Origin of the sequence: Polycyclovorans algicola TG408, assembly GCF_000711245.1 — a bacterium.
In the GTDB taxonomy this organism is placed as follows: Bacteria; Pseudomonadota; Gammaproteobacteria; order Nevskiales; family Nevskiaceae; genus Polycyclovorans; species Polycyclovorans algicola.
This window is the reverse complement of record NZ_JOMH01000001.1, coordinates 3271364-3288901: the sequence shown is the minus strand read 5'-3', so window position 1 is coordinate 3288901 and position 17538 is coordinate 3271364. Positions and strand designations below refer to the sequence as shown.

At 61.9% G+C, this 17538-nt stretch carries 20 protein-coding genes; 16 read left to right on the top strand and 4 right to left on the bottom strand.

Features of this window, described 5'->3' with window-relative positions; all coding sequences use genetic code 11:
• Positions 1 to 135 precede the first annotated feature (135 nt).
• From rpoE to era, 11 genes are all read left to right on the top strand, one after another.
• Complete coding sequence (rpoE, locus tag U741_RS0115680; protein WP_029891393.1) at positions 136 to 717, top strand: RNA polymerase sigma factor RpoE; 582 nt, start codon at positions 136 to 138, stop codon at positions 715 to 717.
• Between the two features lie 54 nt (positions 718 to 771).
• The gene (locus U741_RS0115675) at positions 772 to 1398 is read left to right on the top strand and encodes a sigma-E factor negative regulatory protein (protein ID WP_029891392.1); all 627 of its coding nucleotides are present in this window, start codon (positions 772 to 774) and stop codon (positions 1396 to 1398) included.
• Complete coding sequence (locus U741_RS0115670) at positions 1395 to 2432, top strand: MucB/RseB C-terminal domain-containing protein (protein ID WP_029891391.1); 1038 nt, start codon at positions 1395 to 1397, stop codon at positions 2430 to 2432. The genes U741_RS0115675 and U741_RS0115670 overlap by 4 nt, the downstream gene beginning before the upstream one ends.
• Positions 2432 to 2905: a SoxR reducing system RseC family protein gene (locus U741_RS0115665; RefSeq protein ID WP_029891390.1), complete on the top strand. Its 474-nt coding sequence runs from the start codon at positions 2432 to 2434 to the stop codon at positions 2903 to 2905. Before U741_RS0115670 ends, U741_RS0115665 begins: the two co-directional genes overlap by 1 nt.
• A 68-nt stretch (positions 2906 to 2973) precedes the next feature.
• Entirely contained in the window at positions 2974 to 4395 is a 1422-nt protein-coding gene (locus tag U741_RS0115660) for a trypsin-like peptidase domain-containing protein (protein WP_084154933.1), read from the top strand.
• Entirely contained in the window at positions 4392 to 4628 is a 237-nt protein-coding gene (locus tag U741_RS0115655) for a glutaredoxin family protein (protein ID WP_029891388.1), read from the top strand. Before U741_RS0115660 ends, U741_RS0115655 begins: the two co-directional genes overlap by 4 nt.
• A gap of 130 nt (positions 4629 to 4758) precedes the next feature.
• A complete protein-coding gene (lepA, locus tag U741_RS0115650; protein WP_029891387.1) occupies positions 4759 to 6567 on the top strand; it encodes a translation elongation factor 4 in 1809 nt (602 codons plus the stop codon).
• A gap of 40 nt (positions 6568 to 6607) precedes the next feature.
• A complete protein-coding gene (gene lepB / locus U741_RS0115645; protein WP_029891386.1) occupies positions 6608 to 7387 on the top strand; it encodes a signal peptidase I in 780 nt (259 codons plus the stop codon).
• Between the two features lie 9 nt (positions 7388 to 7396).
• Positions 7397 to 7768: a DUF4845 domain-containing protein gene (locus tag U741_RS0115640; RefSeq protein ID WP_029891385.1), complete on the top strand. Its 372-nt coding sequence runs from the start codon at positions 7397 to 7399 to the stop codon at positions 7766 to 7768.
• Positions 7765 to 8451, top strand: a complete 687-nt coding sequence (gene rnc / locus U741_RS0115635) for a ribonuclease III (protein ID WP_029891384.1) — start codon at positions 7765 to 7767, stop codon at positions 8449 to 8451. Before U741_RS0115640 ends, rnc begins: the two co-directional genes overlap by 4 nt.
• The gene (era, locus tag U741_RS0115630) at positions 8444 to 9334 is read left to right on the top strand and encodes a GTPase Era (protein WP_029891383.1); all 891 of its coding nucleotides are present in this window, start codon (positions 8444 to 8446) and stop codon (positions 9332 to 9334) included. Before rnc ends, era begins: the two co-directional genes overlap by 8 nt.
• A gap of 62 nt (positions 9335 to 9396) precedes the next feature.
• On the opposite strand, the gene U741_RS0115625 is transcribed toward era, so the two are convergent.
• A complete protein-coding gene (locus U741_RS0115625; protein ID WP_029891382.1) occupies positions 9397 to 10809 on the bottom strand; it encodes a DUF1329 domain-containing protein in 1413 nt (470 codons plus the stop codon).
• Positions 10810 to 10850: 41 nt separating this feature from the next.
• Positions 10851 to 11888, bottom strand: a complete 1038-nt coding sequence (locus U741_RS0115620) for an AraC family transcriptional regulator (protein WP_043110310.1) — start codon at positions 11886 to 11888, stop codon at positions 10851 to 10853.
• 182 nt (positions 11889 to 12070) lie between these two features.
• Between U741_RS0115620 and U741_RS0115615 the strand changes: the two genes are divergently transcribed.
• A complete protein-coding gene (locus U741_RS0115615) occupies positions 12071 to 14236 on the top strand; it encodes a DUF1302 domain-containing protein (RefSeq protein WP_029891380.1) in 2166 nt (721 codons plus the stop codon).
• Positions 14237 to 14294: 58 nt separating this feature from the next.
• Here U741_RS0115615 and U741_RS0115610 read toward each other — a convergent pair whose 3' ends face one another.
• Positions 14295 to 15434 (bottom strand): acyl-CoA dehydrogenase family protein, encoded by a 1140-nt coding sequence (locus tag U741_RS0115610; protein WP_029891379.1) that lies wholly within the window; start codon positions 15432 to 15434, stop codon positions 14295 to 14297.
• 168 nt (positions 15435 to 15602) lie between these two features.
• Here U741_RS0115610 and U741_RS0115605 point away from each other — a divergent pair, with 168 nt between their 5' ends.
• Positions 15603 to 15812 carry a DUF2061 domain-containing protein gene (locus U741_RS0115605; protein WP_029891378.1) on the top strand — a complete coding sequence of 70 codons (210 nt, stop codon included), beginning with the start codon at positions 15603 to 15605 and terminating at the stop codon, positions 15810 to 15812.
• Positions 15813 to 15834: 22 nt separating this feature from the next.
• Here U741_RS0115605 and U741_RS0115600 read toward each other — a convergent pair whose 3' ends face one another.
• Positions 15835 to 16419 (bottom strand): hypothetical protein, encoded by a 585-nt coding sequence (locus tag U741_RS0115600; RefSeq protein WP_029891377.1) that lies wholly within the window; start codon positions 16417 to 16419, stop codon positions 15835 to 15837.
• Here U741_RS0115600 and U741_RS20040 point away from each other — a divergent pair.
• From U741_RS20040 to U741_RS0115590, 3 genes are read left to right on the top strand one after another with little or no spacing between them, the layout of a single operon-like run.
• Positions 16397 to 16687: a DUF1289 domain-containing protein gene (locus tag U741_RS20040; protein WP_366504366.1), complete on the top strand. Its 291-nt coding sequence runs from the start codon at positions 16397 to 16399 to the stop codon at positions 16685 to 16687. The two genes, U741_RS0115600 and U741_RS20040, sit on opposite strands and share 23 nt — an antisense overlap.
• The gene (locus U741_RS0115595; RefSeq protein WP_029891376.1) at positions 16684 to 17082 is read left to right on the top strand and encodes a hypothetical protein; all 399 of its coding nucleotides are present in this window, start codon (positions 16684 to 16686) and stop codon (positions 17080 to 17082) included. Before U741_RS20040 ends, U741_RS0115595 begins: the two co-directional genes overlap by 4 nt.
• Positions 17083 to 17089: 7 nt before the next feature.
• Positions 17090 to 17533 carry an acyl-CoA thioesterase gene (locus tag U741_RS0115590; protein WP_152551641.1) on the top strand — a complete coding sequence of 148 codons (444 nt, stop codon included), beginning with the start codon at positions 17090 to 17092 and terminating at the stop codon, positions 17531 to 17533.
• Positions 17534 to 17538 lie beyond the last annotated feature (5 nt).

Sequence of the window (17538 nt, the reverse complement as noted above, 5' to 3'; positions counted from 1 at the left end):
GTGGAATCGCGCTGCGTTTGCCGCTCGCGCCATCTGATTTTTTGTTGAAGATGATTGCCGCCCTCAAGCATCTCTCCATTCGGATTGTAGCGATACATCATCCCAGCAGGCGGTCATCTCAATTTCCAAGGATTCATGAGCGAAGCCAGCGTTGACGAGCAATTGGTGGCCCGTGCCCAGGCTGGGGACGTCCGAGCGTTCGAACTACTTTTCCGGAAGTACCAACACAAGATCGTGCAACTGGTCTCCCGACTTGTGGGCGACGCTGACGCGCCCGACGTGGCCCAGGAAACGTTTATCAAGGCCTACCGCGCGCTCGGTGGCTTCCAGGGCAACAGCGCCTTTTACACCTGGCTTTATCGCATCGGCATCAACACCGCAAAAAACCATCTGGTGTCGATGGGGCGGCGACCTTCCGGTCGAGACAACATCGATGTGGCCGATGCCGAACTTTATGGCCATACCGAACATCTAAGCGACGTTGATACGCCAGAAGCCAACTTGTTGTCCGATGAGATCAAGCAGAAGGTCATGGACGTGATTGCCGCATTGCCCGCCGATCTGCGACGCGCCATCACGCTCCGAGAGTTTGAAGGCCTGTCGTACGAAGAGATTGCCGAGGTCATGCAATGTCCGATCGGAACCGTCCGCTCGCGGATTTTCCGGGCACGGGAAGCCATCGATGCCGTCGTCGGACCCCTGATGCGCAATGACTGATCAATCGGTTCACAATCCGTTCACCCAACATATGTCTCTGCCTGGGATGTCTGCATGAAAAATGACGAAATGCTCTCCGCCGCCCTCGATGGCGAATGTACGTCCGAGGAACTCGATCAGCTGTTGGCCGACCTGACCAACGACCCGGCAGCCGTTCAGCGTTGGCAAACCTGGGCGGCCGTCAAGGCGTCGATGGGCGGTGCGCGCGTCGGCCGGGTCTCGGCCGATTGGTCCAACGCCGTGATGAAATCAATCTCGATGGAGGCCCCGCCGGTCATGCTGGCGCCGGCCACCAAACCGCGTCCTGAGCCTGGCGTGCGGGTGGCGCAGGCACCGCGTCGGCGCCGCCGTTCGGCATGGGCCGCTGCCGGTGCTGCCGCGTCAGTCAGCGCGGTCGCGCTGGGCTGGATGTTGGTCAGCAACCCGGCGGCGGTCAGCGAAACACCCGGTTTTGCCGACGTCACAACCGAGCGGCCTGCACCCGCCCAGATTGCGCAGTTGCCCGACAGTCGCGTGTCGCAAATGCCAGTGGATACGGCAGCCCGTGACCGGTGGTTACTCAATGAATACCTGATGGAGCATCACCAGTTCGCTGGCTCTCGCGGCATGGGCAGCACCCTCCGCCAAGCGCAGTTTGACGTGATGGCCAGTAACGTCTCTTTCGAGGAGTCTCGGCCTTGAGGCATCGCGGTGCCCTGCTGGTGGTGGTTTGCGCCGTTGCGCTCATCCCCGTTCGGGTTGCCGCCATTGACGACAAAAGAGCTTGGCTGGTCGATGTCAGCGAGGCTCAGCGGCAAAGCAATTTCGAGGGCGTGCTCCTGTATCGCAGCGGCGACAGCATTGACTCGTTCCGCGTCACCCACCGCTACAAGAACGGCGAAGCGCGTGAGCGTCTTCAGACCCTGACCGGCGAACAGCGCGAGGTCGTGCGCCGTGGCGACAAGGTCATCTGCCTCGTGCCGCCGGGTCACCGCCTGCCATCTTCGGCGCTGCACGGGGTGCCGCAGTCGATGATCCCCAGGCTTGACGAGGCGCAGCTGCAACGTATTGAGAAGAGTTACATCCTTTCGGAGTTGGGCGAACAACGGATTGCGGGACGCCGCTGTGAAGGCATGTCGATCACGCCGCACGATCCGCTGCGCTATGGCTACGAGGTATGGGCCGACAAGGAGACCAAGGTGCCGCTCAAGGTGCTACTCAAGGGCAGCGACGGCAAGGCGATCGAGCAGATCATGTTTACCGAGGTGCGTTTCCCCGACGCGATCGCCGACGACGTGTTCGACATTACCCCTCAGCTTGACCAGGGGTATCAGTCCATCGCACAAGATCAGATTCAGTCTCTGGGCAGCCAGGCGGGTGCGGTGTTGCCCGGCGCCGGAACATCTGACGCGCAGCTGAGTCTGGTGTCGATTCCCGAAGGCTTTGAGGTCGTGATGTTTACGCAGCGCGACTTGCCGGGTGGCAGTGGCACTCTGCGCCACTGGATTATTTCTGATGGCCTGACCTTCGTGTCGATTTTCGGTCGGCAGAATGTGGGTGAGCGACGTGCGGCGTCGATGCCACACTCGGCCACGGCCGTCGGCGCCATGCACGCCTATCGGCAGATCGTCGGCTCGGTGGAGATCACGGTGGTCGGCGAAGTGCCGTCGAGAACCGTACAGGTCATCGCCGAAGGCACCTCCCAGCGTCTGAGCAACGACGCGCAGCGCCCCTGATGCTTGAAGAACGCGCCGTCGTCAGTCGTGTCGAAGACGGCCAGGTCTGGGTCAAGCCCTTTGCCAGCGAAAGTTGTGCCCGCTGTCAGCGTGGCCAGGGCTGCGGTGGTGGGGTGATCGGCCGGCTGGTCAGCCGTCGGCGGGTCGACATTGCCGTGGCCTGCATCGGCGCGACGCCCGCGGTGGGGGCAGTCGTCCGCGTCGGCGTTGAGGAAGGGGCGCTGATGAAAGCTGCGCTGGCCATCTTTGCCTTGCCGATCGCCGGATTGTTGGCGGCCGGCGCCTTCGCCCACCAGTTGCTCGGCGCGCATGACCTGCTGGTGGCCGCGTTTGCAGCCATCGGCCTCATCGGTGGTTTTCTGGTGACCCGCTGGCTGGGCGAACACTGGCAGGCACTGGGCCAAACGCAGCCGCGTATTCTTGGACCGGCGCGCAGTGACGATCCCTGCGCACCGATCGACGCGCCCCGCTGAACATCCGAGCCTGGCCGGCGAAACCCGGCCGTTCGACGCGGCGCCTGTCTGCCGCTGATAATGGGGTGATGTTCCACCTGTCCTCTTCCCTTAGAGCCATTGCGCTGCGGTGGTTGTTGCCGCTGGTCATCCTGGCCCTAAGCGCCTGCGGGCGTGAGCCGTCGCCGCCGGCACTGCCCGACCTGGTCGAAACATTGTTGCCGGCTGTGGTCAACATCAGCGCCGTGCCCGCACCTGGCCAGGGTGCCGGTCAATCGCTCGGCAGTGGGTTCGTCTGGCTCGCGGACGGCCACATCATTACCAACGCCCATGTTGTTGCGCACGCGCCGCAGGGGGTCGTCGTGAAGCTGCACAACCGCCACGAATACCCTGCGCGGCTGATCGGCGTCGATCAGGCTAGCGATCTGGCCCTGCTGAAGATTGATGCCCCCGACCTGACGGCGGTGACCGTGGCCGATGCGACGCCGTTGCGCGTCGGCATGGCGGTGGTGGCCGTCGGGGCGCCTTACGGCTTCGACCATACGGTGACCACCGGCGTACTCTCGGCCAAGGCGCGCAGCCTTGCTGACGACCCTTACGTGCCTTACCTGCAGACCGATGCCGTCATCAGTCCGGGCAACTCGGGCGGCCCGCTGTTTGACGCACTTGGACGGGTGGTGGGCGTCAACACGCAAATGTTGGCGGACCGGCAGGGCGCCGCGACCGGGGTGGCGTTCGCCATCCCCATTGATGTTGCGCTACGCTCGGCCGAAGCGCTCCGCGACCATGGCCGGGTGCGCCGCGCTTGGCTGGGGCTGGTGGTTGAGGGCCTGGATGCCGCGGCCGCCGACGCGCTGGGGCTGGACACCGTCACCGGTGCGCAGATCACTGAGGTCACGCGCGCATCGCCGGCTGCCGAATCAGGCTTGCGGGTCGGTGATGTGGTGCTGGAAATCGACGGTCGGCCCCTGCGCGGTTCGCGTGAATTGCCGCTGCTGATTGGCCAATTGACGCCCGGGGCAATGGTCAACATCGAGCTGCTTCGCGACGGTCGTCCCGTGCAGATACGGGTTGAGCTGGGTGAGACCGAGCCAGAGGCGCCGCGCGCAGCCGCCACGCAGCCGCCACCGTCGCTTTGGGGCGCCCCGGGCACACCGTCCAGCACCCCGCAGCCGCGCGAATCCGAGCGCGCCGATGGCGCAGAACGCCAAGAAGGGTCGGGCGACAACCCGCTGGGTATTGCCGTTGCGGCCCTTGATGCCGGACAGCGCAACAGCATTCCGTTGATGAGCGGCGGGGTGCGCATCGTGCGTGTCGATGGCGAATCGGCGGTCAGGGCCGGTCTGCGGATCGACGACCTGCTGCTGCAGGTCAACGGGCAGGCGGTGAACTCGCCTGAGCGCTTTGACGAAGTGGTTGACCGACTCACCCCGGAGGCCTCGGTGCCGCTGTTGGTGCAGCGCCGCGGCTCGCCGCTGTTCCTGACGCTCGACATGCCGCGCCGTCCATGACCGTCACGTTGACCGTGCTGGCGCGGCCCGATTGCGAATTGTGCGAGCACCTGGGCTTTGCGTTGCAGCAACATCTGCAAGGGCGCGCCGAGCTTGTCTGGCACGACGTTGACGAGCGTGACGATTGGCGCCGCCGCTACGGGCTGAAAATCCCGGTGGTGCTCGATGCCAATGGCCTGCTGTTGATGAGCGGCGCGTTCGACGCGACGCGGTTGCCTCCGGCGCTGCGTTGAGCCTGCTGCGGTCGCCCTGCAGGCGACAGGCTTTACAAACCCCTTCGGTATACTGCGCGTCGTCCATAGTCAGTCCCCAGGGTCAGAGCTGACCCGGCTGCGGCGATACGCTGATTGTCAACAGGCCCTAATGAAGCAAACCATTTCGCATATCCGCAACTTTTGCATCATCGCGCACATTGATCACGGCAAGTCGACTTTGGCGGATCGCTTCATCCAGATCTGCAAGGGGCTTGAGCTCCGCGAGATGCAGGAGCAGGTGCTCGACAGCAATCCGATCGAGCGCGAGCGGGGTATCACCATCAAGGCGCAGGCGGTGTCGCTGGATTACACCGCCGCCGACGGCAAAACCTACCAGCTCAACCTGATCGACACCCCCGGGCATGTTGACTTCAGCTACGAGGTCTCGCGTTCGCTGGAAGCCTGCGAAGGGGCCTTGCTGGTGGTCGATGCCTCGCAGGGCGTTGAAGCGCAATCGGTGGCCAACTGCTACACCGCGCTGGAACAAAACCTCGAAGTGCTGCCGGTGCTGAACAAGGTCGATCTGGCCAACGCCGAGCCGGAACGCGTCGCGGACGAGATCGAGCAGGTCATCGGCATCGAAGCTAAAAATGCGCTGCGTATTTCGGCCAAGACCGGCCTCAACGTCGAAGCCGTACTCGAAAGCCTGATCGAGAAGTTGCCGGCGCCGCAGGGCGATCCGGATGCCCCGTTGCAGGCGCTGATCGCCGACTCGTGGTTCGACCCTTATCTGGGTGTGGTGTCACTGGTGCGCATCATCAACGGCTCGCTGCGCAAGGGTCAGAAGATTCGCATCTGGACCACCGGTCGTGACCATGAAGTCTCCGTGCTGGGCGTCCATACCCCGAAACGGGTCGTGAAAGACCGGCTCAACACCGGTGAAGTCGGCTTCATGGTGTCGGGCATCAAGGAGATTTTCGGTGCCCCGGTCGGCGACACCGTCACCGATGCTGGCAAGCCTTGTGCAGGGCCACTGCCGGGTTTTCGTAAGGTGCAGCCGCGCGTCTTCGCAGGCATGTTCCCCATTGATGCCGACGACTTTGAGGACTTCCGCGAGTCGCTGCAGAAGCTGCGGCTGAACGACTCTGCACTGCAGTTCGAGCCGGAAAGCTCCAGTGCGCTGGGCTTTGGGTTTCGCATCGGGTTTCTCGGCATGCTGCACATGGAAATCGTGCAGGAGCGTCTGGAGCGCGAGTACAACCTCAACCTGATCACCACCGCGCCGTCAGTGGTTTACGAAGTGCTGATGAACGATGGCTCGGTGACCAAGATCGAGAACCCGTCTGACCTGCCGACGCCGGGCGAGTACAACTCACTTAACGAGCCCATCATCAATGCCCGGGTGCTGATGCCGCAGGAGCATGTCGGTTCGGTGATGCAGCTGTGCATGGAAAAGCGCGGTGTGCAGAAAAACCTGCGCTATCTCGGCGCTCAGGTGCAGATGGAAGTCGAGATGCCCATGGCCGAGGTCGTGGTTGATTTTTTTGACCGCCTCAAAAGCGTTTCGCGCGGATTTGCCAGCTTCGAGTACGAGTTCGTCCGTTTCCAGGCCGCTGACCTGGTGCGCCTCGACGTCTTGGTTAACGGCGAAAAGGTCGACGCGCTGGCCAGCATCGTGCACCGGGACACCTCGTACAACCGCGGCCGTGACCTCTGCGAAAAGATGAAGGAGGTGATTCACCGGCAGATGTTCGACGTGGCCATTCAGGCCGCCATCGGCTCAAAGATCATCTCGCGCAGCACCGTGAAGGCGCTGCGCAAAGACGTGATTGCCAAGTGCTACGGCGGCGACGTGTCGCGCAAGCGCAAGCTGCTCGAGAAGCAGAAAGAAGGCAAGAAGCGCATGAAGCAGGTCGGCAGCGTCGAAATTCCCCAAGAGGCCTTCCTGGCCGTGCTGGGCATTGACCGGCGCAAATAGCAGCGGTTTTCTCAAACAGTCGCGGGTCGTGGAGTCATTGATGTCGCAGTTTCATTGGGATTTCATGGTGTTCTTGAGCATCGCGGCCGCGATCACCGGCGTGGTGTGGGCGCTGGAAACCTGGCGCTTTGCCCCTGCACGTCGCGCATCCGGCGGTGCCGAAAAAGCCAACGGTGTGGTTGAGTTCTGCCGCTCGTTCTTCCCGGTGATCATCATCGTGCTGGTGTTGCGCGCGTGGATTGTCGAGCCGTTCCGCATTCCTTCGGGGTCGATGATCCCGACGCTTAATGTGGGGGATTTCATCCTGGTGAACAAATTCACCTATGGCCTGCGCGAACCCGTGACCCACCATAAATTGCTGCCGCTCGCCGGGCAGCCGCAGCGCGGCGACGTGGTGGTGTTTCGCTGGCCGGTGGACCCGTCCAAGGATTTCATCAAGCGTGTCATCGGCCTGCCGGGGGACCGCATCCAGTACCGCGACAAGCAGCTCATCATCAATGGCGAGCGCGTTATTCAGGAACAAGATGGCGCGTTCAGCAGTCCGGTGGGCCGAATCGAGCGGTTCGAGGAAGCGCTGGCCGATCGTGGCAGTCACCAGATCATTCTCACCAACGACCGGCGCGGTCAGTCATTCGACTTCACCGTGCCGCCGGGTGAGTATTTCGTGATGGGCGACAATCGTGATGGCAGTGATGACTCGCGCGGCTGGGGTACGGTGTCCGAGGCCAATCTGGTCGGCCGGGCATTTTTCATCTGGATGAGCTGGGACGGCGAGAACAATCGCGTTGATTTCAGCCGTATTGGTATGCGGATTCGCTAGGGCCTGAACATGATCAATCGTCATCGGCAGCGTGGACTGGGTTGGTTTGGCTTGCTGTTCGTTTTCGCCGGACTGGGCTTTGTGATGCTGATTGCCTTCAAGTGCATCCCGATTTACCTCAATCAAATGAAGATCAGCCGTGCGGTCAGCGCGGTGGCAATGGACGCTCCGGCCTCGGTGACGGAGATCCGCAGCTCATTGCAGCGCTACTGGGACATCGAAGACATTGATGACCTCACGCCGCGCGACGTCAAAGTGGTGCGTGCCGCCGATGGCCGCCGCTTGAGCTACGACTACGAAGCGCGGCGGCATTTGTTTGCCAACGTATCGCTGGTGCTGGAGTTCGGCGCCGACGTGCCGATTTCTGGCCCGATGCGTTGACGGCACTCGACGGCCTTCAGTCGCGCCTCGGGTATCGCTTCAATGATCCGCAAAGGTTGTTGCAAGCTCTGACCCATCGCTCGATGGGCGGCATCGACAACGAGCGCCTGGAGTTTCTCGGTGATGGGCTGCTCAATGCACTGATCGGCGAGGCGCTTTATCTGCAAAACCCACGTCACGACGAGGGCGCGCTGTCGCGTCTGCGTTCGAGTCTGGTGCGTGAAGCGACCTTGTGTGATCTGGCCCGTCATTTTGACCTCGGCCCGCACCTGCGGCTCGGCGAGAGCGAGCGTAAGTCGGGCGGGCAGCGACGCGATTCGATTCTCGCTGATGCGGTCGAGGCGATTCTTGCGGCGATTTACCTCGATGGCGGTTTCGATGCCGCCCGGCAGAGCTGTCTCCGCTGGTTCGACCAGTCTCTGGCCGACCTGCCAGACCCTGAAACGCTCAAAGATCCCAAGACCCGCTTGCAGGAGTGGCTGCAGTCCACTGGACGCGCCTTGCCGATTTACCGGGTCATCGACGCCTCCGGCCCGCCGCATCGCCGAACCTTTGTCGCACGCTGCATCCTCACCGACACCGACGAGCAGGCCGAAGCCACGGCGGGCTCGCGGCGTAATGCCGAACAACAGGCGGCCGAACGGCTGCTGCAACAACTTACCGAGAATTCACCCCATGCTTAGCGCCATGATTGCCGTGGTGGGACGCCCCAACGTGGGCAAGTCGTCACTGGTTAATGCGCTGGTCGGGCAGAAGGTCAGCATCGTCAGCCACAAACCGCAGACCACCCGGCATCAGATTCAGGGTGTGGTCCATGACCCGCGCGGCCAATTGGTATTTGTTGACACGCCAGGCATTCACGGCGACGGCAAGCGCGAACTCAACCGCATGATGAACGAGGCCGCCTACTCGGCCTTTGAAGGGGTTGATGTGGTGCTGTTCGTGGTCGATGCCAACCGCTGGACCGACGAAGATCAGCAGGTCCTGAGCCGGCTCAAGGGCTTGCAGACGCCCGTGGGGTTGGTGATGAACAAGATTGACCGTATGGACGACAAGGCGCGCCTGTTGCCCACCCTGCAGCGCCTGCAGGCGCTGCACGACTTCGCCTTCATCGTGCCGGTGTCGGCGCTGCGCCGGGTGCAGCTTGACGCGCTCGAAAACGAACTGTTCAGCCGCGCCGTCGAAGGCCCGGCGTTCTATCCCGAAGACATGGTGGTCGGCCACGATCAGCGCTTCGCGCTGGCCGAGCTGATCCGTGAAAAAGTGGTGCGCAACCTGCACCAGGAAATGCCTTACGCCACCGCGGTGGGCATCGAGCGCTGGGAAGTTGAAGGGCGTTTGGACCGCGTTCACGCGGTCATCTGGGTTGAGCGCGAAGGCCAGAAGGGCATTGTCATCGGTGACAAGGGTCAGCAACTGCGCAAGATCGGCGAAGCTGCGCGTCGTGAGTGGGAGCGCACCACCGACCGCAAGTTATTTCTTCAGTTGTGGTGCAAGGTCAAGGAAAACTGGAGCGATGACCTGCGCGCGCTGGGACAATTCGGATTACGTCCTGGCGGTGATTGACTTCGACGACGCACATAAAAAAGGCCCCGATGATTCGGGGCCTTTTTTATGCGAATTGCCGATCAGCGACGCCGCGCCAGCCGATTGAGGTTGGCGGGTTCGAAGTGGCGGTCTTCGTAGGTGATGTCGAAGTCGGTCACTTCATCTTCGTTGGCCAAAGTGGTCGCGAAATAGCGCTTCGACTGCAGGTCGTAGATGAACTCGGGAATGCCCGTGGTGGTGGGCACGAACGGGGCAGTCAACAGGTGCCCCTCCTGCACTTTCCAGAGCTCGCCCCGACCGTCGTAATTGTCGATGACCGCGACGCTCCACGAGTCTTCGTCGATGTAGAACACGCGCTTGGCGAAGTTGTGCCGGGTGCCGGGCTTGAGGTTGGCTTCGACGACCCAGACGCGGTGCTTTTCGAAGCGGGTGTAGGCCGGGTTGGCGTGGTTGGGAGTGAGAATGTCCTTGTAGGTGACCAGCGGCGAGTTGATCTCGTAGGAGTTGTAGGGAATGTACATTTCCTTGCGACCGACCAGCTTCCAGGTGAAGCGGTCGAGCGCGCCATTGAACATGTCGATCTGGTCGTTGTACTGCTCGTTGTCGGTGCCCACCGCAGGATTGTCATAGCCGACATCCGGGGCGCGGTTGACGCGGCCCAGGCCGGGCGAGAACAGCCATGCGGCGCGGCCACCCGAGGCCTGGTCGGCGGTCTCGTGCACCAAGGTCAACTGACCAGCGACGCGGGGCGGGGCGATGGTGGTCGACAAGTAGAAGGCAATGATTTTGCTGGAGCGCTCGTCCTGCTGTTCAAGGTTGGCGTACTTGAATTTGACGTCTTCGATGATCTTGGTGATCACGTAGCTGCCATTGGGCTGGACGATGGCCTGGTTGTTGTAGCGCTTGGCCGCCGAGCCGCGAAACTTCAGTTTGTGGTTCCAGATCACCTCGGCGCCGCTCTGCGGAATCGGGAACGGGAAACCGAGCACGGCGTCCTTGACGTTGTCGGTACCTTCCAGGCTCGCGCGCGTCGCGTTCAACTTGGTTTCGGCATAGATTTTGTCAGGGAAGAACGCGGTCCGGACGGTGGGGTAGACCGGAATTTTGAAGGTCGGGTAGGCCGCAAACATGGCCTTGTGACCCTCGGTGACCAGGTCAGCATGCTCATCAAGGTTCTCCCGAGTGATGGTGAAGATCGGCTTCTGCAGGTCTTCGTCCATTGAGCCACGAAACTGGGCGACCAGCTCGTCAGGCTCCTGGGAGCGCAGGCGTTCAAGCTCGTCGCGCGTCATGTCGATGGTTTCTTGCGGGAAGTTGGCTTTGCCGGTCCATTCCGGGATGCTGCCGTCTTCGTTGCCGGCGTGAATGGCGCCGACCGGCGTCAGGTCTTTGCCCAGACGCTCGGCCTCTTCGGCGCTGACCCCGGCGATGGCCAGCGTACTGAGGCAGGCCGCGCCGCAAGTCGCCAGTAGCAACAGTGTTTGTGACTTCATGAACCTTCTCCTGAAATGAAAATCTGGCACCGGCGTGCGCGTCAGGCGCGACGTTTGGCGGTGGGGCGGCTGGCGGGTTCTGCCCCCTTCTTTTGGTCTCGATACTGCACCGGCGTCAGCCCCGACCATCGTTTGAAGGCGCGGTAGAAGGTGCTGGGTTCTGAGAATCCGGTGAGGTAAACGATGTTATCGATGGTTTCATGGGTCTGTGCCAATAGCCGCCGCGCCAGTCGATAACGAAAGTCGGCCAATAGCTGGGTGAAACTGGTGCCGGCTTGCGACAGCTCAAAGCGCAGTCGCCGCTCGCTGAGGCCCAGAGCGCGGGCGATGGGTTCGAGTTCGCACTGTTCGGTTTCGAGACGCAGCGCGATCTGCGCCTCCACCTTTTCGATCAGGTCCTGGCGCTCGATTCTCAGCAGGCGGCGCTCGGCAACTTCTTCGTGGACGCGCAGCAGGTCGGGGTCCCAGCGGGGCGAAGTCCAGTCGAGCAGGCCGGCAGGAAAATCAATCTCGCAATGCGGGGCGTTGAACGCCACCGGGCAGCCGAACAGCTTTTCGTAGTCGGTGATTGGCGATCTCTGTTCGTAGCTCAGACGAATCGCCGTGGGCTGAAATGCGCCCTCGGTCGCAGTTTTGGCGAACTGGATGATGCTCCAGACTGCGCAGATTTCAGTGTGTCGCAGCACCGGCGTGCGCTCGGGCGAGCTGACGATGACCAATCGTGCCGGGCCGTGCGCATTTTCGACCCGCACGTTGAGGGCATCGCTGACCAACCGCAGGTATTTGAAGGCGCGGTTGCAGCCTTCACCCATTGTTGGGCTGGAATACATCAGGTATTCGAGCACCTCGGCGCGATACGGTGGCAGGTGCGGACAGATTTTTAATGCGATGTCACGCTCGCCGGTCAGCGATTCCACCGTCTCCCAGAACACCACCTGCATCGGGTGGTGCATGCGGATCTCCTTGAACGGCAACCCCTCGGCCTGGAACCCCAGCTCGCGGTAGATTGCGTCCACGTCATATCCGGCCTTGACCAGTCCGGTGTGCACCAGCAGCAGCAGTTGTCCTGAATCCCGCATCGTTCGAGTTGTAATGGATTTCACAGACGCAGTGGGGTGGCGTTGCCGCCAACGTGAATGACAATAAATAGTGTTGCACTATCAGCGAGCGCTGATACCTTTAGCACATATTGCCCGGCAAAATGAAGTGTGGTGGGCGCGTGCCACGGCAGCAGAATCACACAATAATGAGGGAGAAAGCCATGAAATGTTGCGGACTGTCGGTCGCCGCAGCGCTGCTGCTGTCGTCTTTGCCAGCGGCAGCCTTCGAAGTGGAGTGGGGCCTGTTCTCGGCCACCAGCAAAAATTTTGTCAGTGGGGGCTTGGGCGTTCGCATGCAGGACCCGGCCACTGATCTGCTGGGCAAGACCAACGTGCCGGGGCAACAGGATCTATGTTTTGACAACTGCATCTCGCTGTCGGGCGATCCGGCCCCCAACCAACGGCTGATCGGTGCGCCAGGCGCGTTCAGCGGCGTCAATCAGGATGACGGCAACCTCAACTACCAGAAGCACGACCTGATCTCGGCCCCGCTGAAGCTCAGTACCGACTGGTCGTTTGAGCTGGGCGAATGGTTCGGCCGGTTTCGTGCGCTGGCCTTTTACGACCCGCTTAATGTTGATTTTCGCGAGCGCAATACCGACACGCGCTTTCAGCCCGCGCGGGTTGATCGGCCTGGCCGGGTTGAGGACGTCAGCGCTTTGGGCGTCGAGCTTTTTGAGGCGTTCATCTCCCGCGAGTTTTTACTCGGTGAGCGGTTCGTCAATTTCACCATCGGCAATCAGTATCTGCGGTGGGGCGAAAGTACCCTGGTGGCCATCAACTCGATCAATGAGGTGAGCCCGCCCAACCAGGCCTTTCTGCGTTTTCCCGGGGTCGAGTTCAACGAGATTTTCCTGCCGGTGCCGCTGGTGACCTTGGGCATCGAGCTGGCACCAAGCTTGTCGGCCGAGGTGTTTTACCAGCTGCAGTGGAAGCCGGCGCAACCCGATGCGCGCGGTCAGTTCTTCTCAGACCTGGATTTGATTGAAGGCGACTTTGCGGCCGTGTCGCTGGGTCAGTTTGGCGAGGACCCGAATCAGGAATTCCGTTTCGCCGGTGCGTTGGGGCAGATTTCCAGCAGCTCGGCGACCACCCGGCTGGGTTCCGAGATCGACCCGCGCGACAGCGGCCAGTTCGGCGCCAAGATCAGCTACTACGCCGAGTGGCTGAATGGCGGCACCGAGCTCAACGCGTATGCGATGAACTACCACAGCCGTCTGCCGCTGGCGCAGGTCACCGCCACCGATGCGTCCTGTCTGCGGGTTGAGACCAACGGCCGTGCCGACTCGACCAACCTGCTGGAGGCCGTGGCCGACTGTCAGGGGTTCAACGGGGCCCTGCTGGGGCGCCAGGACCAGAACAATCCCGAGCGCGAGCCGCTGCCCATCGACACGCTTCAGGCCAGCCTTTTTTACCCCGAAGACATCCAGATGTACGGCGTCAGCTTCAATACCAACGCCGGGCGCTGGTCGCTTGCTGGTGAGTACGTTTACCGGCCGAACCTGCCGTTGCTCGTGCAATTGACGGATGTCATTTTCTACGGGCTGCAGCCGGCGTTCCCGGTGGGTCAGATTGACGCCTTGCCGGTGGCAGGGGACCTGCTTGGCGCTCTGGCGCCATTCGGCCCCGACCTGGGGTTGGCTGACCTTGGGGCGCTGGCCGAATTGGGCGCCTCGACGTTTCCGTCCTCGGCCGACGGCATTCCCAGCTTTCTGCAACGTTATCGCGGAGACGAGCGGGTGGCGCCGGGGCAAGTCATCAACGGGTGGGAAGAGATGAAGGTTCACCAGATGGGCCTTACCGGTATTCGTGGCCTGTCGTCTAACCCCATCGGCGCCGACCAGTTGTTGATCATTGCCGAGGTGGGCGCCACCTATGTGCAAGGCATGCCGAGTCGCGACGTGCTGCAGTTTGAGACGGGTTATATCAACCGTACCCACGCCAGCCCTGGTGCCGACTGCAGCGGTACGCCCGATGCGCCGGTGGAGGAGTGCACGCGCAGGCTCAACCCGACGCAACAGACCGACGGCTTTGCCACGCCGTTCTCCTGGGGGCTGCGCACCATCATCCGGGGTGAGTACAACAGCAGGCTGTTTGGCTTCAATTACTTTCCGCAGTTGATTGCCGGCTGGGACGTGGGCGGCACCGCGCCATTCCCGTCGCAGAATTTTGTCGAGGGTCGCAAGGAAGCGATCTTGTCGACCAATGTGGTGATCGGACAGGATTTGAGCGTGCGTTTCCAGTACCAGTGGTTCTGGGGCGGCGGGCAGTTCAACACCCGGCGTGACCGCGACAACGCCGCAGTCAATGTGACTTACAACTTCTGAGGTGCTGGCCACAAAAAAGCCCGCAACCGGTGACCGGTTGCGGGCTTTTTTGTGGCGATCAGCGACCGACGAGCGACCGCGCGATCACCTCCTTCATGATCTCCGAGGTGCCGCCGTAGATGCGCTGCACGCGTGCGTCAGTCCAGAAACGGCTGATGGGATATTCGGCCATGTAGCCGTAGCCGCCAAACAGTTGCAGGCAGGCGTCGGTCACGCGGCCTTCCATCTCGGTGGTGGCGAGTTTGATCATGGCTGCAAACGGCACGTCGAGCTTGCCCTCGGCGTAGAGCGCGTTGCACTTTTCGACGAAGGCGCGGTGCACTTCGATGTCGGTCTTGCACTTGGCCAGCTCGAAGCGGGTGTTCTGAAAGCTGGCCAACGCCTGGCCGAACGCCTTGCGCGTGGTGGTGTACTCGATGGCGCGATCCAGCGCGCCATCGGCGTGGCCCACCGCGCTGACTGCAAGGGCGAGCCGCTCGCGCGGAAGCTCGTCGACCATGTGACCGAAGCCGCCGCCCACGCGGCCGAGCACTTCGTCGGCGCCGACCTTGATGTCATCGAAGAACAACTCCGAGGTGTCCGCCGCGTGCTGGCCGATTTTTTCAAGGTTGCGACCGCGCTTGAAGCCCGGCAGTGAGGTATCCAGCGTGAACAGCGTTGTCCCCTTGGCGCCGGCACGCGGGTCGGTTTTGGTCGCCAGCACCACCACGCCGGCGTGCTGGCCGTTGGTGATGAAGGTTTTCGAGCCGTTGATGACAAAACCATCGCCGTCAGGCTGCGGCATTGCGTTGGTTTTGATGCCCTGCAGGTCGGATCCGGCGCCCGGCTCGCTCATGCCGATGGCGCCAATACACTCACCACTGGCCATGCGCGGCAGGTACTTGGCCTTCTGATGGTCGTTGCCCAAGTGCAGGATGTAGGGCGCGGCGATGTCGGAGTGCACGGACAGGTTGGACGCGAGGGCCAGAAATCCGCCACGCGCCACTTCTTCGATGACCAGCATCGAGTATTCGAACGGCGCTCCCATGCCGCCAAACTCTTCAGGCATGTCGACACACAGCAGGCCGTTGTCGCCCATCTGCCGGTACAGCGCGGCGGGGAACTTGCCGGCTTTTTCCCAGCCGTCATAGTGCGGCTCGACGGCCTCGTCGAGGAACCGTCGGACGTTGTCACGGAACAGCTCGCGCTCTGCAGACATGGGGACCCTCGACCAAGTGATTGACCGATAGTTTAAGGCGCCTGCACAGTCGCAGGGGCCCGCAGGCTCATCGATAATCCGCCCCGATGGACACGATTCAAAATGATGATTGGCCGACTGTTATGCGAATGATTATTGTTTGCCCTTAAAATTTCGCCGGGCAATTCCATGACCAAAACTTTGAGTTTCGCCGCCGTTCATCTCACCGTGGCGTTTTCGGTGGCCTACCTGCTCACCGGCAGCTGGGTTGCCAGCAGCGCCGTGGCGCTCGTCGAGCCCTGCGTTAACACCGTGGCCTATCATTTTCATGAGCGGGCGTGGTCGCGGTGGAGTGTGGTGAATCGTGCGTCAATGACGCAGGCTGCCCGCATGACCTGAGCGGCCCTTTGCAGCTGCGCAATCAGCGGTTGCCGAGCGTCCGGCCTTCCTGGCGATACAGTTGGCTGTCCTGCTCAAACACCGACTCGCGCTCGATTAACAGGTGGGCGTGCACGCTGTCGCCCACCGCTGTCCATGGCGCATGATTCAGACGCACCGTCCCGCCGCGACCATTCCAGTCGGGCAGGTAGAGGAAATACTGGTCTGAATCCTGATGGAACGGGCGGCCCACGATGCGACGGGGTTGATTCGAGACGAAATAAAGGTAGGTGCCCGGGTGAAAGCTCACGGCTTTCCAGTGCGGACCGCTGGCCAGCAGGATGCCGGGCGTGCCAGGGACGATGACAATTTCTTCAATCGTTTGGCCGTCGGCGCTGAAAAGGCGGCCACTGCTGATGCCCTGCTGGTTGCCGGAAAAGCTGCGCACCAGACGGATCTCATCCGAGAGGTAGTACTGCAACGCTTGGGCGCTGCTGGGGTTGAGGTTCCATTGCTGGGCCAGGCCGTCGGTCAGTGCCAGACGTTCGGCGTGGGTCTCTGCCGGCGCCGAAGCACAGCCCGCCAGCAGTAATGCCACCGCACCAATGACCGATCCAATCCGTTTCATCGCCTCTCCCGGTGAATCGGCGAAGTGTAGCGTGGCCTCCGGTTATCCTGAGCGCATGAAAACCCGTCAGGATGACCCGGTGACTTCACCGTGTATCAAGCAGTGCGAGCTCACCAAGAATCAGGTGTGCCTCGGTTGCGGGCGCCACTTGGACGAGATTGTCGGTTGGCAGATGGCCAGTACAGACCAGCGGCGGATATGGTGCGCTGACGCCCGGCAGCGGCTGTCTATAATCGAGGCGTCAATTTCACCGTCGGGGCCAAGATGAACCGAATCCTCGCGCAAGCGGGCTTGCTGACGTACGTGCTTGCGGCCATCGCCGTGTTGCTGGTGTGGATCCCCAACTTCGTGGTGGTCAACGCGCAGATCGCGGCAGAGTGGAGCTGGCGTTATGTCGCCGCCTCGGGCATTCCGCTGGGATTGCTGCTGACCATCATCGCCGCGCGACAGTCCGTGTCGCCCAGTTTCAAGCTGTTGCTGCTGCTCGAGGGGCTGGCGGCGATTCTCGTTTGGATGTTCTGCCTCAAATCATTCAACTATCCGCCACAGGCCAACTTCTTCTGCGCGTTGCATGTTGGCCTGTGCGTCGTGTTCGGTGCCGTGAACCTGATGGGTTATCGCCGCGACGTGAAGCAGATCGACCGCGCGCGTCTTCGCGCCTGAGGTGGGCATGGCGCGCATGCAAATTGACCGGGCGCAGTATGGTTTTTGGCACGCGGTGCCGACGCGATGGGGCGACCACGACCAGTTGGGGCACGTCAACAACACGCGCTTTTACGTGTTCGATGAAGACGCACGTCTGGCTTACTTTCAGTCGCTGTGGCGTGACGACCCCAAGTTCTGGCACGAGTACGGGTTCATCCTCGGCCGTTTGGCGTGCGATTTCATTGCCCAGTTGAAGCACCCGGCGTCCTTGGACATCGGCTTTCGCATTCGCCGTCTTGGTGGCAGCAGCATGGTCACCGAAGCGGCGATGTTCAACGGAGATGACCTGGTCGCGGTGACCGAAGGCGTGCTGGTCTGGTTCAACTACCAGACACAGAGAACCGAGCGGATTCCCGAGCACGTTCGTGAGCAGGTCATCGGGCGCGAGCCGGTCGCGCCCGAGCACTGAAAAGC

Bases quoted from the DNA above. Each gene is read 5' to 3' on its own strand.
- rpoE (WP_029891393.1), top strand. From the start codon at position 136: ATGAGCGAAGCCAGCGTTGACGAGCAATTGGTGGCCCGTGCCCAGGCT.
- U741_RS0115675 (WP_029891392.1), top strand. From the start codon at position 772: ATGAAAAATGACGAAATGCTCTCCGCCGCCCTCGATGGCGAATGTACG.
- U741_RS0115665 (WP_029891390.1), top strand. From the start codon at position 2,432: ATGCTTGAAGAACGCGCCGTCGTCAGTCGTGTCGAAGACGGCCAGGTC.
- U741_RS0115660 (WP_084154933.1), top strand. From the start codon at position 2,974: ATGTTCCACCTGTCCTCTTCCCTTAGAGCCATTGCGCTGCGGTGGTTG.
- U741_RS0115655 (WP_029891388.1), top strand. From the start codon at position 4,392: ATGACCGTCACGTTGACCGTGCTGGCGCGGCCCGATTGCGAATTGTGC.
- lepA (WP_029891387.1), top strand. From the start codon at position 4,759: ATGAAGCAAACCATTTCGCATATCCGCAACTTTTGCATCATCGCGCAC.
- lepB (WP_029891386.1), top strand. From the start codon at position 6,608: ATGTCGCAGTTTCATTGGGATTTCATGGTGTTCTTGAGCATCGCGGCC.
- U741_RS0115640 (WP_029891385.1), top strand. From the start codon at position 7,397: ATGATCAATCGTCATCGGCAGCGTGGACTGGGTTGGTTTGGCTTGCTG.
- era (WP_029891383.1), top strand. From the start codon at position 8,444: ATGCTTAGCGCCATGATTGCCGTGGTGGGACGCCCCAACGTGGGCAAG.
- U741_RS0115625 (WP_029891382.1), bottom strand. From the start codon at position 10,809: ATGAAGTCACAAACACTGTTGCTACTGGCGACTTGCGGCGCGGCCTGC.
- U741_RS0115620 (WP_043110310.1), bottom strand. From the start codon at position 11,888: ATGCGGGATTCAGGACAACTGCTGCTGCTGGTGCACACCGGACTGGTC.
- U741_RS0115615 (WP_029891380.1), top strand. From the start codon at position 12,071: ATGAAATGTTGCGGACTGTCGGTCGCCGCAGCGCTGCTGCTGTCGTCT.
- U741_RS0115610 (WP_029891379.1), bottom strand. From the start codon at position 15,434: ATGTCTGCAGAGCGCGAGCTGTTCCGTGACAACGTCCGACGGTTCCTC.
- U741_RS0115605 (WP_029891378.1), top strand. From the start codon at position 15,603: ATGACCAAAACTTTGAGTTTCGCCGCCGTTCATCTCACCGTGGCGTTT.
- U741_RS20040 (WP_366504366.1), top strand. From the start codon at position 16,397: ATGACCGATCCAATCCGTTTCATCGCCTCTCCCGGTGAATCGGCGAAG.
- U741_RS0115600 (WP_029891377.1), bottom strand. From the start codon at position 16,419: ATGAAACGGATTGGATCGGTCATTGGTGCGGTGGCATTACTGCTGGCG.
- U741_RS0115595 (WP_029891376.1), top strand. From the start codon at position 16,684: ATGAACCGAATCCTCGCGCAAGCGGGCTTGCTGACGTACGTGCTTGCG.
- U741_RS0115590 (WP_152551641.1), top strand. From the start codon at position 17,090: ATGGCGCGCATGCAAATTGACCGGGCGCAGTATGGTTTTTGGCACGCG.